This window comes from Mesorhizobium sp. EU05-FHT14A09 (assembly GCF_058790995.1).
Window position 1 is genome coordinate 1 of record NZ_JBYTDF010000018.1, and the last position, 14,117, is coordinate 14,117.

6 protein-coding genes are annotated in these 14,117 nt (G+C 61.2%); all 6 read left to right on the forward strand.

Annotation, left to right across the window (positions count from 1 at the left end; all coding sequences use genetic code 11):
- Nucleotides 1-105: 105 nt before the first annotated feature.
- Nucleotides 106-8,643, forward strand: a complete 8,538-nt coding sequence (locus AC3WTO_RS31010; protein ID WP_492465069.1) for a filamentous hemagglutinin family protein — start codon at nucleotides 106-108, stop codon at nucleotides 8,641-8,643.
- Between the two features lie 772 nt (nucleotides 8,644-9,415).
- Nucleotides 9,416-10,903, forward strand: coding sequence for a recombinase family protein (locus tag AC3WTO_RS31015; RefSeq protein WP_492465068.1), 1,488 nt, complete (start codon nucleotides 9,416-9,418; stop codon nucleotides 10,901-10,903).
- 220 nt (nucleotides 10,904-11,123) lie between these two features.
- A complete protein-coding gene (locus tag AC3WTO_RS31020) occupies nucleotides 11,124-11,840 on the forward strand; it encodes a secretin and TonB N-terminal domain-containing protein (RefSeq protein WP_492465067.1) in 717 nt (238 codons plus the stop codon).
- Between the two features lie 20 nt (nucleotides 11,841-11,860).
- Nucleotides 11,861-12,382 carry an RNA polymerase sigma factor gene (locus tag AC3WTO_RS31025; RefSeq protein WP_492465066.1) on the forward strand — a complete coding sequence of 174 codons (522 nt, stop codon included), beginning with the start codon at nucleotides 11,861-11,863 and terminating at the stop codon, nucleotides 12,380-12,382.
- A gap of 35 nt (nucleotides 12,383-12,417) precedes the next feature.
- Nucleotides 12,418-13,383 carry a FecR family protein gene (locus tag AC3WTO_RS31030; RefSeq protein WP_492465065.1) on the forward strand — a complete coding sequence of 322 codons (966 nt, stop codon included), beginning with the start codon at nucleotides 12,418-12,420 and terminating at the stop codon, nucleotides 13,381-13,383.
- Nucleotides 13,384-13,767: 384 nt separating this feature from the next.
- Nucleotides 13,768-14,117, forward strand: a 350-nt coding sequence (locus AC3WTO_RS31035) for a hypothetical protein (protein WP_492465064.1), incomplete at its 3' end; no start/stop codon positions are given.

The window sequence follows — 14,117 nt, forward strand, 5'->3', positions numbered from 1 at the left end:
AACCTCGTCGCGCCTATCGTCGACTTCAAGGCCGGTCTCACGGCGCGTTCGGGCAGCGTCAGCGTCAGCAATATTCTCAAATCAGACCTTACATCGGCCCCTCCGATGGTCATGACGGCGGGGGGCGGCCTCGCGCAGTTCATTTTGCATGGTGGCGCCACGATCGATACCCGCGGACAATGGACCAACACCCTAACTGACCCGGCTGATTTTTCAGGCCTCGCTCATGTTGATGGCGGCAGCGTCTCGTTCACATCCACTCAGAATGTCATCCTTGCATCCGGAAGTCGCATTGATGTCTCGTCCGGGGTCACGCTTTTTCGCAACGGAACGACAAAGGGCGGGAAAGGCGGCGATATTGCCATCGAGGCCAACGTCTACACAGATTTGAGCGGCGCGCCGACAGGCAGATTGGTGCTCGACGCTGAGTTGCGTGGTTATGGCTTTGAAGGCGGCGGCAAGCTCAGCGTCGGCGGGTCGCCCGTGCTCATCGCCGACCATGCCACGGGGCTTGAAGCCGGGCAGGTTTTCTTGACGCCAGATTTCTTCAGAAAGGGTTTTTCGCAATACACGATCAAGGGCAGTCTGCTCAGTTCCGGCGATGTCACCGTCGCGAACGGCACCATGCTCTCTGTGGAAATGCCGGTCTACCGGTCCACTGCCGCAGCCTATGGCACACCCACCGGTATCGATTCCGCCACCGCATTCGAGATTTGGACACCGCCGCTCTATAGTGCGCAGCCTGCCGCCAGAACCATCGCCCAACGCAAGGGAGCAAGCCTCGCGTTTGTCGACGTCGGTGATGTTTCGATCAACACGGGCTCGCGTATCGAAGTTGATCCCGGGCAGACCATCGCCATATCGGCGCTGGGCCAAATCACGATCGATGGACGACTGAACGCGTTTGGTGGGGCTATTACCATCAACAATCGCCGCGCGGATATTGCCGGCATCGTGCCCGGACGTTCAATGTGGATCGGCGACAACGCTGTGCTTGATGTGGCTGCGCGTGCGGTTACCGCCCTCGATCAGCATCAGCGGCCGTTCGCCCGTGTGTCGAATGGCGGTACGATCAAGATCGGTGTCGCTGCACTCACGCCGAACTCGAGCGGACTTCTGGATTCGGTCTCGCCCGCATTCGTTATCATCCGCCCGGGCGCGATCCTCGACGCATCCGGCGCAAACGCCACGATTGATCTTACGACGGGTGATAATTTCTTCGCCAGGTCTGACGTCAGGACGTTGTCCAGCCATGGGGGCTCGATCACGCTGGCGTCCTCCACAGGACTTGCGCTTGATGGAGAGATGCGCGCCTTCGCGGGCGGTGCAGGGGCCTCCGGCGGAAGTCTCAATGTGATCCTTGAATCAGGATCATATACGTCCGTCGACATTGATGCGGTCAAGCAACCGCGTATTTTGACCATCTCTCAAGCGCGCCGGCCATCGTCGCTGCCCACAGATCTTGAACCGGGCAAGCATCATAGCGAGCTCGGTTATTCCAGGGGGCGGCTGAGCGCCGAGCAGGTGCAGGCGGGGGGCTTTGACAATCTGTCGTTCTGGAGCGCCGATATCCTGCGTTTTGAAGGAGATGTCTCGCTTCGTCTCGATCAGAGCTTGATCTTGCAGCGTGGCGTCATCTCCGTCGCCGACGCGACACCAAACGCGCATATCGCCCTCTCGGCGCCAGTCGTGCGTTTCGATGGCACAGTCGCACGGGAGATCAGCTCCAATGGATTGGTTCGGCCGTTCCTGCGAAATTCGGGGACGGGAAGTTGGCGACCTGCAACTGAGAATGCCGCCCGATTGACGGTGGACGCAGACCTGATCGATGTCGGCAATTGGGTCCGGTTTGGCGTATCCGATGTATATGACATCGCGTTCATTACGCATGACCAGACTGCGAAGGCCCCGATCGAGGCGCCGGGCTTCAGCCACATTCATTTCAACAGTCGCGGCGACATTCGTTTCCGCACTGGCTCGCTCGCCAGCGCGGGCGATCTGACGCTGACTTCGACGCAGCTTTATCCTGTCACCGGGGCGAGCGCTACGATCTTCGCGGGTGCGTCATGGGATGGGTCTGGAAACACCCCGCGTCCGAACAGCACTCTCGCTATTGGCAGCAATGGCAAGTCGGCGCAGACGCCGTCGTCCATTTTCGGCGCACTCGGGCTCGTCGCCGGTATCGTCGAACAGGATGGCGTCCTGCGCGCGCCACTTGGCTTCATTCGCTTGGGCGGCATGGTCGGCGGCGCGGGCTTATTCAGTCAAAATAGCGACCACGTGGTTCTGCGCGATGGCAGCATAACCTCAGTCAGCGCGGCTGGCCTTGTCCTCCCTTATGGCGGCACGGTCGATGGCCTCAAGTACAATTACAATGGCCGGGAGTTGACCCCCCCCGACCTGATGGTGCTCGACGCCATGGGCAAGATCGAAATCGTCTCGGGCAAATTCGTTGCGGAATCGGGCTCTGTGCTCGATCTCTCAGGTGGTGGCGAGCTTGCCGGCGCTGGCTTCATCGCGGGCCGCGGCGGATCGGTCAACATTCTGAGAACACCGCTCTCAAACGCCAATCCGGCCTTCGCGTTCAGCGCGGCAGGTAACAAAGTCTATGCCATCCTTCCAGGCAATGCTTCGGATTATGCGCCTCTCATGCAGGAAACAGGAGCAGGCGACCCGGCGATTGGCCAGCAGATCACGATCCCGTCTGGCATTCCTGGGCTTCCGGCCGGCACGTATACGTTGCTGCCGTCAAACTATGCCCTGCTGCCAGGTGCTTATCGCGTCGAGATCGGCGGTAGTCTGCCGCGCGATACGGACGCGACAGCGCTTGGGAACGGCTCTTATGCCGCGGGCGCTTATCTCGGTGTTGCCAATACGGCAATCCGTGCAGCTTTGCCGAACCAGATCGTGGTGACGCCTGGAACGACAGTGCGCGCCCATTCGCAATTTAACGAGACGAGTTACAGCAGTTTCGCACTCGAACAGGCCGGCCGATTCGGCACCACGCGTGCGCGCCTGCCCATAGACGGCAAGCAACTGATATTGACCCTCGAGGAGGCCGGCGATGCCCTCGATTTCAAAGGCACTGCATTGTTCGCGCCTGGCAAGGGTGGATATGCTGGATCGCTGCTGGTTCAGGGCTACCGTCCGATAGAAATCAAAGCCTCCGGTGCTCCGGCGACCGAGGGCATGATCGCGCTCGATGCGGAGGATTTGTCGCGCTTTGACGCTGGGACTTTGTTCGTCGGCGGATCGTATAGCTATGTCGGTGGCGGAACCGTTTATCTGCGGTCAAACTTCTCAACGGCGGGCAGGATTGCCGTGCGTAAGGGCGCCGTGGTCGAAGCCGGTCAGATCGTCTTGGCGGGCAATAACGTTTCGGTGGAAGACGGAGCCATCCTCGATACGACCCGTAGCGACTTTGCCGCAGCTGACTCTACCCTAGGTTACGTCTTTGCGAATGGCAGTGCGCCCGATGACGTGACGTTCAGCTCTGTGCTCATGGTCGCGAACGGATGGCTCAATCTTTTGCCGGCGGTGGCTCCCAAGGACGGTCGGGCGAGCCAGTTGATGGTTGCGGACGGCGCTATCTTGCGTACGCGCGGGACCGTCGGATTTGTCGCGGCCGATCAGCTTTCGCTTGGGCAGGCGCAGCTCAACGCACGCTATCTCGCATTGAGCCTGCCCGCCGTGAACGTGGGAACGAAAGCTTCCCTTGCTGCCGCGGAGGCAGCGGGTGTGCTCGGCACCGGCTGGAACCTGACGCAGACGACGCTGGATCGTCTGCTTAATCCGGCGACAACGAATCTCGCATCGCTCGAGCGACTGTCGTTCTCGGCGCGCGATGGGATCAATTTCTATGGCAATGTCATGCTCGATGCGCGCAATCATGCTGGCGGCTCAGCCAGAACCATGGTCGTGCTCAACACGCCGGCCATATATGGCTGGGGCGATTCGGGGACGTCCGCTGTTCTCGCCGCCGATACGCTCGTCTGGAACGGCATCGCCTCTGGAAGCGGCACGGTGGAGAGCCCTTATACGAGCCTGAAGCCACCCGCCGTGCGGCCGGGGGGAGCCGGCACCGGATTGGGCCATCTCACCTTCAACGCGCGCGATATCCATTTCGGTTACGATCCGCTGGCGCGCAGTCAGAGCAGCGCGGATCTCGAACGGTTGGTGCTTGGCTTTTCGGGCGTCGATATGATCGCCAGCGAAAAGATCACAGCCAACAATCGCGGTATCGTCTCTTTCTATCAGAGCGGTACGGATGCGGCCTCTTATGCAGGCGGCAATCTCACCATCACCACGCCACTTTTCACGGCAGATAGCGGCGCGATGATCGACATTCGCGCGGGAGGCGAGATCAGGGTCAGGGCGGCGGGCACGGCCACCGCTGCTTCCGCGCGCAGCGACCTCGGCGGGGAGATTCGCTTGAAGGGCAGCACGATCACTCTCGATACAACAGTCGCATTGCCAAGCGGGCGCCTGATCATGGGGGCACAAGGTGACATCGTGTTCGGTGACCGCGCCCTCGTCGATCTCGCGGGCCGCGCGATCTCCTTCTACGAGGTGAAAAAATACAGCTGGGGCGGCAGCCTCGAAATGGAAAGCAGCGCCGGTCGCATCATCCAGGCTGCGGGCTCGGTCATCGATGTGTCGGCCCGTAACAATAACGCCGGTTCGGTCAAGGCCTCTGCAACGAATGGCACCGCGACCTTTGACGGTATGTTACGTGGCGAGACGAGCGGCGGCCACGATGCAGGCGGGTTCTCGCTTTCCGCGAACATCATCGGCAATTTCGTGGACTTGAATGCGAAGCTGAACGCTAGCGGCTTCTTTGGCGAACGTCGCTTCGTCACCAAAAGTGGCGACATTACCGTGGGCGGCGAGGTGAGGGCGCGTGTCGTCAATATCTCGGCCGATGGCGGTAGCCTCATCGTGAATGGTAAAATCGATGCGAGTGGCGAGCGGGTTGGTAGCATTCGGCTTGCGGCGCGCGACGATCTCACGCTCGCGTCCGGTGCCATACTCGATGCGCATGGCACCCTATTGCAGGTCGACAGCCACGGTGCGCCGATTGAGGCCTCCAATCGCGCGTCGATCGAACTGACAACGAAGAATGGCATCGTTACGCTCGCCGAGGGCTCCACCATCGATTTACGATCAGCCGACGGATTTGCGCGCGGCAAGCTCGAAATCAACGCGCCGCGCGTGGGTAACGACAGCATCGCCCTCGGCGCGGCGAAGGGTATCAGCATCTGGGGGGCGGCCAGCATCGCTGTGAACGGGTTCCGCAGCTATTCGCCAGCGGATGGCATCATCAACCAGGCCTATCTGGACGGCATTCACATCGACAGCGACGCCTTCATCAATGCGGCAAGCCTGAATGGTGCATTGCAGGCACAGCTTGCCGGCCTGAGAGCCTATGGTTCGGCCTACCGCCTGCGGCCGGGCGTGGAGATCACCAACACCAATGACCTCTCGACGCAAGGCGATCTCGATCTATCGGGCTATCGTTATGGCTCCAGTGTCGATCCCGGCGTGCTCGTCGTGCGCGCGGGCGGCAATCTCAAGATCAACGGCAACATCAATGACGGCTTCGTACCAGACCCAGACGTAGTGATAGCGCCGATGCTGGCACCTGGCTCCTTGTCGTGGTCCATGCGCTTCGTCTCGGGAGCTGATCTTGCCGCAAGCGATAAGCGATCGGTCAAGCCTATGCATGTACTGGGCGAAAGCGGCGATCTTGTCCTCAAAAATCCGCACCCTGCAGGGGATTTGGGTGCGGAAGGGATCAGCGTGGTGCGCACCGGCACTGGCTATCTTGATCTTATCGCCGGCCGCAACTATCGGCACGCCTCACTTTATGGCGTCTACACCGCCGGCACCGCTTCTGCCGAAACACAAAATTACAGCGGCATTTGGCTCCCTGACGGAGGCGGTGATGTCCACGTCGAGGCTGGTGGTACCCTGGCTGGTAACAGCTACATGACCGGCATCGACACGAACCAACGGCGAATCAACGGGTGGCTGCGTTCGGAAAACGGCGCATGGGGCATCAATTTCGGCGCCTATTTACCGAACACCTGGGGTCTCAACGAACTCGCGGGCTTTGCCGGAATCGGCGCATTGGGAGGCGGCAATGTCCACGTCACTTCAGGCGGCGACGCTGGAGTCATGGCCCCACAAAGTATGGATCAAGATATCGGAATAGATGTCTACAAGGCCAGTGGTCTTGAGATTGCGATCGGCGGCGGCGGGTACCTCGACGCGAACGGGACGCTGCGGCAGACCGGTGGCGGCGATCTCGTGATGAAGATCGGTGGCCGTCTCAACACGGCGCCGCTTTTCAAGGCGAACCAGCCGGGCGGAGGTATGCTCGTCAATGTTCGCGGCGATATCTCGGTCACAGCCTCCGCGATCGGTCTCGTGAGTGCGAGAAGCTACGGGCGGCCTCTGGGCTATTCCGATCCGCGCCCGATCGATCCTACGCGCGCCTATGACTACAGGCTCGATAGTGGCCTGATGCTGGCATTGGGGGACAGTCGCGCCACCATCAACACACGCGGCAATCTCGTCATTCTGCACGCCACTGATCCTGGCGCGACCGATCCAGCCAGTGCTGACGGCACCATGCTGCCATCCATGAGTGCACCTGGCTTCTCGCTGTGGACCAGGCGCAGCGCCATTGATCTGTTCTCGGCAGGTGGATCCGTTGCGCCCATCTCATCCTTCGACATCGATAGCGCCGGGACGAACAGCTTTTATTCCTATGCTCAAGACATCCCCGATCGGCGGCCTTATCCGCCGGCTCTCGGTGTCGTGGCTGCCGGCGGCAACGTGTTGATTTTTGGTCAAGCCGAGTTGAAGCCGCTGTCAAACGCGCGGCTCGACTTGCTGGCGCGCGATTCGATCCATTACGGTTTCAACCCAGTAGGAGAAGGCAACTATCTTACCGTGTGGGGAAGCGGATACGCGAACAACGCGCTATCCGATCCGCTGCGGTTCTATGCCGTGAATGGGGACATCACCAACATTCACACGGGATATCTTCGACAGATGGGTGCGATAGGATCAGAGCCCCTTTATATCGGTGGTGGGCCGGTGTGGATACGGGCTGGTCGAGATATTATCGCCGGCGGTGGCCTCGACGATCCCACGTCCGATTGGGCCAACGAGGCTGGAATCGGCGGATTGATCGTCCACAGCCGCGACAATGATATGTCGATCATTCAGGCTGGCCGAGACATCATCTACCCCAATTTCAAGGTTGGAGGTCCGGGTGTGCTCGCGCTCACCGCAGGCCGCCATATCTACCAGGCCGACAGTGGTTCATTGCTCAGCTTGGGTGCTGTCGTTCCGGGCGATACTCGTCCAGGCGCGTCGATCGTTATGACAGCAGGTAGCGGCGCGAACGGTCCAAATTATGCAGTTTTGCTGCCGTATCTCGATCCGGCCAATCTTGCGATTGCCGGCACCCCGCTTGCAGACCAATCCGGCAAGGTCGTCAAAACCTATGAAAAGGAACTCATCGTCTGGCTCAAAGAGCGTTACGGCTATGTAGCGGTTGGTGATGAAGATGCGCGCGTCTATTTCTCAGGTCTCGCATCAGAGCAGCAGAATGTCTTCCTCCGGAGCATCTACTTCGCCGAACTGCGCGAGGCCGGGCGTGAGCACAACAATCCGAACTCGACGCGCTTCCAGTCCTATCTGCGCGGCCGTCAGATAATCGCGGCTCTGTTCCCGGAGCGCGATGCCTCGGGCAATCCGATTGCCTACGCTGGCGACATCACGATGTTCGGCGGTTCGGGTGTGCGTACGCAGTTCGGGGGCGACATTCAGATGCTGGCGCCGGGCGGGCAGATTGTCATTGGTGTGGAAGGGCAAGTGCCGCCGTCCACCGCCGGCATCGTCACACAAGGGCAGGGTGACATCGGACTCTACTCGAAAGGCTCGATCCTGCTCGGCCTATCGCGCATCATGACGACTTTCGGGGGTGATATTGTCGCCTGGTCGAGCGAGGGCGACATCAATGCCGGACGCGGTGCCAAAACGACGGTTCTCTATACGCCGCCTAAGCGGGTCTATGACGATTACGGCATGGTCACGCTATCATCGAACGATCCGTCGTCGGGCGCCGGCATTGCGACGCTGAACCCGATCCCGGAAGTGAAACCCGGCGATATCGACCTGGTTGCCCCGCTCGGCACCATCGATGCCGGCGAGGCAGGCATCCGGTTCTCCGGCAATGTGAACGTTGCCGCCTTGCACGTCGTCAATGCGGCCAACATCCAGGGCCAGGGCACGGTGACCGGCGTGCCGCAGGTCGTTGCACCAAACATCGGCGGCCTGACCGAAGCCGGGAACGTGGCCGGCGCTGCGTCCAAGGCTGCGGCCAATCCGGCCCAATCCGGAGCCAACGAGCAGCCGTCGATCATCATCGTCGAAGTGCTCGGTTTCGGTGGTGGGGGAAGCGGAGACGAACCCGAGGATCAGAAAGAACGACGTCGGCGGAGTGCTGCCGCCAGTCAGCAAAGCAGCCAGAATCCAGACAGTGCCTACCAGGTCCTGGGTGCAGGTGAAATGACCACGGACCAGGCCCGCCAGCTGATCGCAGAACGTCGTCACGCTGCCGGGCAGTGACGATCCGGCGTCCTTGAACATTAATGAGCATACGGCGGCCAAGCAACCGCCGTATGCTTTCTCGGCGCTGCGCCTTAAAGTCTCATGCCGGCTGCCGTTGTGCTGGATTGCGGCGATCTGTGGCACCTCGCCCTGGCCTCCTGCATGCCGGTGATGGCTCACGATGGTGGCCGTGCCTGCGGGCCCGTTTCGTCCGCGTGCAGCGATCTGGAAGGGCGCGGTGGCGGAGATCCTGTTTTCGCGATCCCAAACCCAATGCGGGGATGCATCCTGCCAGGCCCTTCGTGACGAGGTCATGTCTGGTGCGAATTTTTGGCGGGTTTGCGTCTTCTCGCGTGTCTACGAAACAGGACCTTGTCGAGGTTGCGTGCGGCCTCTCAAGATCCTGGAGATAGTTTCGCGACCGGATCCGTCGAAGCGCAGTATCCAGGGGGAATATCTGTTCGGTGGCGGGCCAGAAAATCTGCTCGTACGGTGAGATGTACAAGGATTTCGACGAATAGATCTGAAAGCTGATCGGCGTGGCGCTTGCGATTGTGTCATGCCGATTGATCCTGACCGGCTGAGGATACGCGTTTCGTAAGCTGGTAACTCACCTCTTCGACCAGAAACAAATGCGAGCGTGCCAATTACCGAAAGGGACGGGGGCGGCTGTCGGCAATTCACGCTTCAGGCCGCCCTTTCCGAAGCGTGTCTCGTCTTCGGCCGATCGCGACGCGGTCGGATCCGTGCTCACGATCTGGCGGCTGGTTGCAACGGGAGGATGTGTGTCATGATGCTTGAAAAGATCGCCCTGCACCATCTGGAGCGCAAGGCGATTTTTTACACCCACCGGCCCTCGGAGAGTTTGGTCGCGCGCAATCCCGAGAGGGATCCGCTGGAATTTTCGATGCGCGATCGCCTGGCGGCACTCGGCTGGCCTCGGATGGAAACGGTGGAGGATGATCTTACCGGTTTCGCCGCTGACGATGTCTCGCGGGCCGGCTTCGATCGCCTGTTCGAGGAGGTCCGTCTCGGCAAGGTCGGGGCGATCGCAACGCGCCAGCTATCGGAACTCGCACGCAAGAACCTTGATTGGCGACGACTGGTCGACATGTGCCGGGTTGTCGATACTGTTCTGGTCGACGAGGAGATGGTTTGTGCGCCGCGTCGGAAGGATGACCTTCTGCTGTTGGGATTGCGAGGCGATGCCAACGAAGATGAGCTCGGTCTGCTGCGCCAGCGCTCGCTCTCCGCGCTCTACGAAAAGACCGTGCGCGGCGAACTGGCCGTTGCTGCCCCGGTTGGCTTCGTAAAGGTCGACGGCAGATTGGAAAAAGATCCGGATCGCCGCGTTCAGGAGGCAATCGCCCTTGTGTTCGACAAGATGGCCGAACACGGGAATGCCGAGCATACGCTGTTGTGGTTTCTCGAGCATGGGCTGGATCTGCCTACCAAACGCAGCAACGGCAAAATCACCTGGAGCAGACCGAGATACGCGACCATCTGCCGGATGGTTGAGAACCCGATCTATGGCGGCGCGTACGCTTGCAGGGATGTTCGTGTTACGCTCGGATTTGATCCCTTCGCTGCTCGTCTGCCCGCTATCCGGAAGAAGCCAGTTGAATGGCTTGCGCTGGTTCCCGACGCTCATGAGGGTTATCTCAGCTGGGAGCGTGCGGTGGCGATACGCAGGACGATAGGTGGCAATCCCGGTGCTGGTGGTCGCCACGGACCGCGGCATGTCGATGATGTCGTGGAACCGCGCTTGCCAGGGTGGCGTCGAGATGTACACAACAGGGTTTCGACCGAGATCATCGAAGCGGTTCGACAGCTCGTGCTCGTCGCCAGTGATCGCGTGATCGCAGGAATTCTCAATCGCAACGGCCTGTTGACGGGGCAGGGCAATCGCTGGACGCGCGAACGCGTCGCGGCGCTCAGATTGCATCACGGTGTGCCGGTCTTCCGTCCGGCTGCGGACGGCCTCGAGCCATGGCTCAGCCTGGACGGCGCCGCGCAGTTGCTCGGCGTCACACCGGACACGCTGCAGGTCGCCGCCGAAGCCGGCGAAATTGAGGGCAGGCATCCCTTGTCGGACGGCCCATGGATCTTCAGCCGGACACTGCTTGGGACGGCCGCAGCCCAGGGCGTTGTTCAACGCATTCGCAGAAACCTGAAATATTTCCACGAGATCGCACCCGATCAGCAGAACCTGATCGCTGCGAATGCCTGGGAAACGAGCAGCGTCAACGGCGCGCTCCGGTATGGGAGGAGCAGGTGAAGAACGGCATGGCCATCGTGGGTTGATTGGAGGTGACAGCTGCGGCTAGGACTATCGAAAACGCAACGCTGCATGCCGTGTCCGTCCCAACATGCCAGCCTCGGCCGGCCCCGTCACAACTGCCGCTCGTTCGTCGCCGCGCCGTGGCTGTGGGCCGAGAGACACCCTTCACGTGACATGAGACTGTAACACAGCCTGCCTAAAGGACGGCATCGGGGCCGTGACAGTGCGTGAATGCGAGGGTGAGGTATTGAGGCTGGGTGCGCTTGCCGCCGCGCAGATCCGGAGCGTCGGGCTGGGCCATGCTTGCGTTTTGATTGGCCTGGGCCTGATGGCAACCTTCAGTTCAGCCTTCGCCCAGGCGGAGCGCATCAGCTTCAACATTCCAGCACAGCCTCTGGCGAGCGCGCTCTTTCAGTTCGCGGAAACCACAGGCATGACGGCGTTGATCGATGGTCAACTGGCACAGGGGTTGAAGTCGTCTCCGGTGAAGGGACGCCTGTCGCCGCAGGATGCGTTGCGGATACTCCTTGCCGGAACGGCTCTTTCCATCCGCTACGCTGGAACGAATGCCTTTACCTTGACCCCCACGGAGCAGAGCCAGGATAGCACGGCGCCGCGAAACGCCCGCCATCCCGATCATGGCGGCTATTTTTCACAGGTGCAAAGCGTTCTCGAGCGTGCGCTCTGCCGCAACGGCGGTCTCGGGTCGTATCGAGCGGCGTTTCAGATATGGGTCGGGGAAGGCGGCGCGGTTCAGGCATTGCATTTTCTGAGTTCGACCGGCGACGAAACGCGCGACACGACGATTGCGGCAGCCTTGAGGAGCGCCAGCATCGCACCGCCGCCACGAGACTTGCCACAGCCGCTCACCATCATCCTGCGACCGAAGGCTTCAGCTCCGGACTGCACCAAACTGTCTGGCCTGCGTCCGTGACGGAATCGCCAAGCGCCCGCATGCGCGCCACTCTGGAAGCCGGCTACCGAAAGCTCAGGGAGCGACTCCGCCGCCGGCTTGGTTCGGATGCACTGGCAACGGAAGCCCTGCATGAAACCTGGCTCAGGATCGGGCGGATGGGTGATGTCGGGCCGGTGCGACGTCCGGAATCCTATCTCTTCCGCATGGCGCTCAATGTCGCGGCGGATCGCAGGCGGGCCGAAAGCCGGAAGCTGAGCGCTGCCGAAATCGAGACCCTGCGGCATATGATGGACGATGCACTCGACCCCCAGCGTATCGCCGAAGCCCGATCGGAAATCGCCATGCTGGAAGATGCGTTGAATGAGTTGACGCCGCGCCGCAAGGCGATCTTCCTGCTCGCCCGGGTGAACGACATGAAGCATGAGGACATTGCGAAGCGATTTGGGATTTCGGCGCGAATGGTGGAAAAGGAACTGCTCCACGCGCTAAGCCACTGTTCCGAACGTCTGGGCAGAAAAGTAATCCGCAGGTTCGGTCCCGGCGCACAGAAACAGTCTTAAGGGGTGGGACGGGCGAAGGTGATGCGATCATAGCGATGGATGCCCAAGACGAGATGCTGGAACGCGAAGCACAGGAATGGCTGCTCCGTCTGACGTCGGGCAACGTGACCGTTGCCGACGCTGAAGCACTCAAGCGCTGGTGTGCACGCAGCAAGTCACACGCCCAAGCCTTCGCCGAAGCCAGCCTGCTGTGGGAGAACCTCGGCAAGGCGGCGCGGCGGCTACCGGACCCGAACGTGCTGGGACATAGCCATCGCAGCCACGCGGCCATAATGGGAAGGCGCGCTTTCCTGGGGGGCAGCATGGCGGCATCGGTCGCCATGGCCGGTTATCTTGCGATGCGTCCTCCCCTCGATCTGTGGCCATCGGTCGAGGAACTCGCCGCCGACTACCGCACCAGGACCGGAGAGCAGCGGCGCATATCGGTTGCAAATGGCGTCGTCGTCGACCTGAACACTGGCAGCAGCCTCAACGTTCGCCGGGAAGGCAACGAAGAGCGGCTCGAACTCGTCTCGGGAGAGGCTGCGATCGCAACGACGCAGCAACTGCCCATGCGTCTGACGATCGAGGCCGCCGGCGGGCGGATCCATGCAACCGAGGCCCAGTTTAACCTTCGATGCAACGGATCCCGGGCAATCGTGACCTGTCATCGCGGCTCGGTCAGCGTCGATTATTCCGGGCGATCCCTCAGCCTGCGCGAGGGAGAGCAGATCTCCTATGCAAATGGCATGCTGGATGTCGCAACCTCCGTCGATCCCGCCGTGGTGATGGCATGGCGGGAAGGCCAGCTCGTATTCCGGCAGACGCCGCTGTCTCAGGTGGTGGAAGAGGTCAACCGATACAGATCGGGGCGCATTGTCCTGGTGAACGAAGAACTCGGACGGCGCCTCGTCGAAGCCCGCGTCCGTCTCGACCGTATCGATGATCTGATCGGCCTGGTTCGTGAGGCCTACGGTGCGCAGGTGACATCGCTGCCTGGCGGGATCGTGGTTCTTTCCTAGGCAACTCCAGGAAAAGCGTCGCGGTTTTCCGTCCGGAATTGCGAAAGACAAAAGCCGGGGCGTTGCCGTGAAAACGGCAGCGTTCCGGGGAGCTTTGTTCCAGGAGACGGGCGGTCATTCCATGAAATTTTTGTGACAGGGTTCAGTCCTTCATGCCTTCAACCGGTCTAGGGGGCACGAACGGACGAAGCGTGGACGCATCCGTGAATTGTCTGGATGCAGCCCTGGGGCCGCCATCCGGCAGTTCATGCGGCGCTTTCCTTTGCCGGCTCACTCTTGGTGCGTTCGCAGACAAGTCTCCGATTGATTTCAGTTGATAGTTCAAGGTGAACCATGGCGTCGAGCAACACGAAAACGCGCTCTCTCTCGGTCTTGCTTGCAACCGTGAGTGCTGCAGCGCTCTTTGCTGCGACGCCAGGCAGCCATGCCCTCGAGCTTGGCGGTACGGTGCCTGCGCCGTCGGCGGCAGCGCTTGCGGCTGCGCAGTCCGGATCGCAGGAAGCAGCGCGCGCGGCGCGTGAGAACTCCAACGCACTGAAGCGGGCGACGCTGTCCATCCAGAGCATGCAGGCGAGCCAGTTGGCGGCCCGTGACGCCGCCCGCGCCGCGCTGCAGGCGATGCCGCAGGTCGTGCCCAACGGCCTGCGTCCCGGCGGTCTGCAGATCGGCACCGGCGTCATCGGTTCCAACGGCAACGTGAACCGGGAACTGTGGAAGGGCGCCGACCTGCCGAC

Bases quoted from the DNA above. Each gene is read 5' to 3' on its own strand.
- AC3WTO_RS31010 (WP_492465069.1), top strand. From the start codon at position 106: ATGGTCATGACGGCGGGGGGCGGCCTCGCGCAGTTCATTTTGCATGGT.
- AC3WTO_RS31030 (WP_492465065.1), top strand. From the start codon at position 12,418: ATGGATGCCCAAGACGAGATGCTGGAACGCGAAGCACAGGAATGGCTG.
- AC3WTO_RS31015 (WP_492465068.1), top strand. From the start codon at position 9,416: ATGATGCTTGAAAAGATCGCCCTGCACCATCTGGAGCGCAAGGCGATT.
- AC3WTO_RS31025 (WP_492465066.1), top strand. From the start codon at position 11,861: ATGCGCGCCACTCTGGAAGCCGGCTACCGAAAGCTCAGGGAGCGACTC.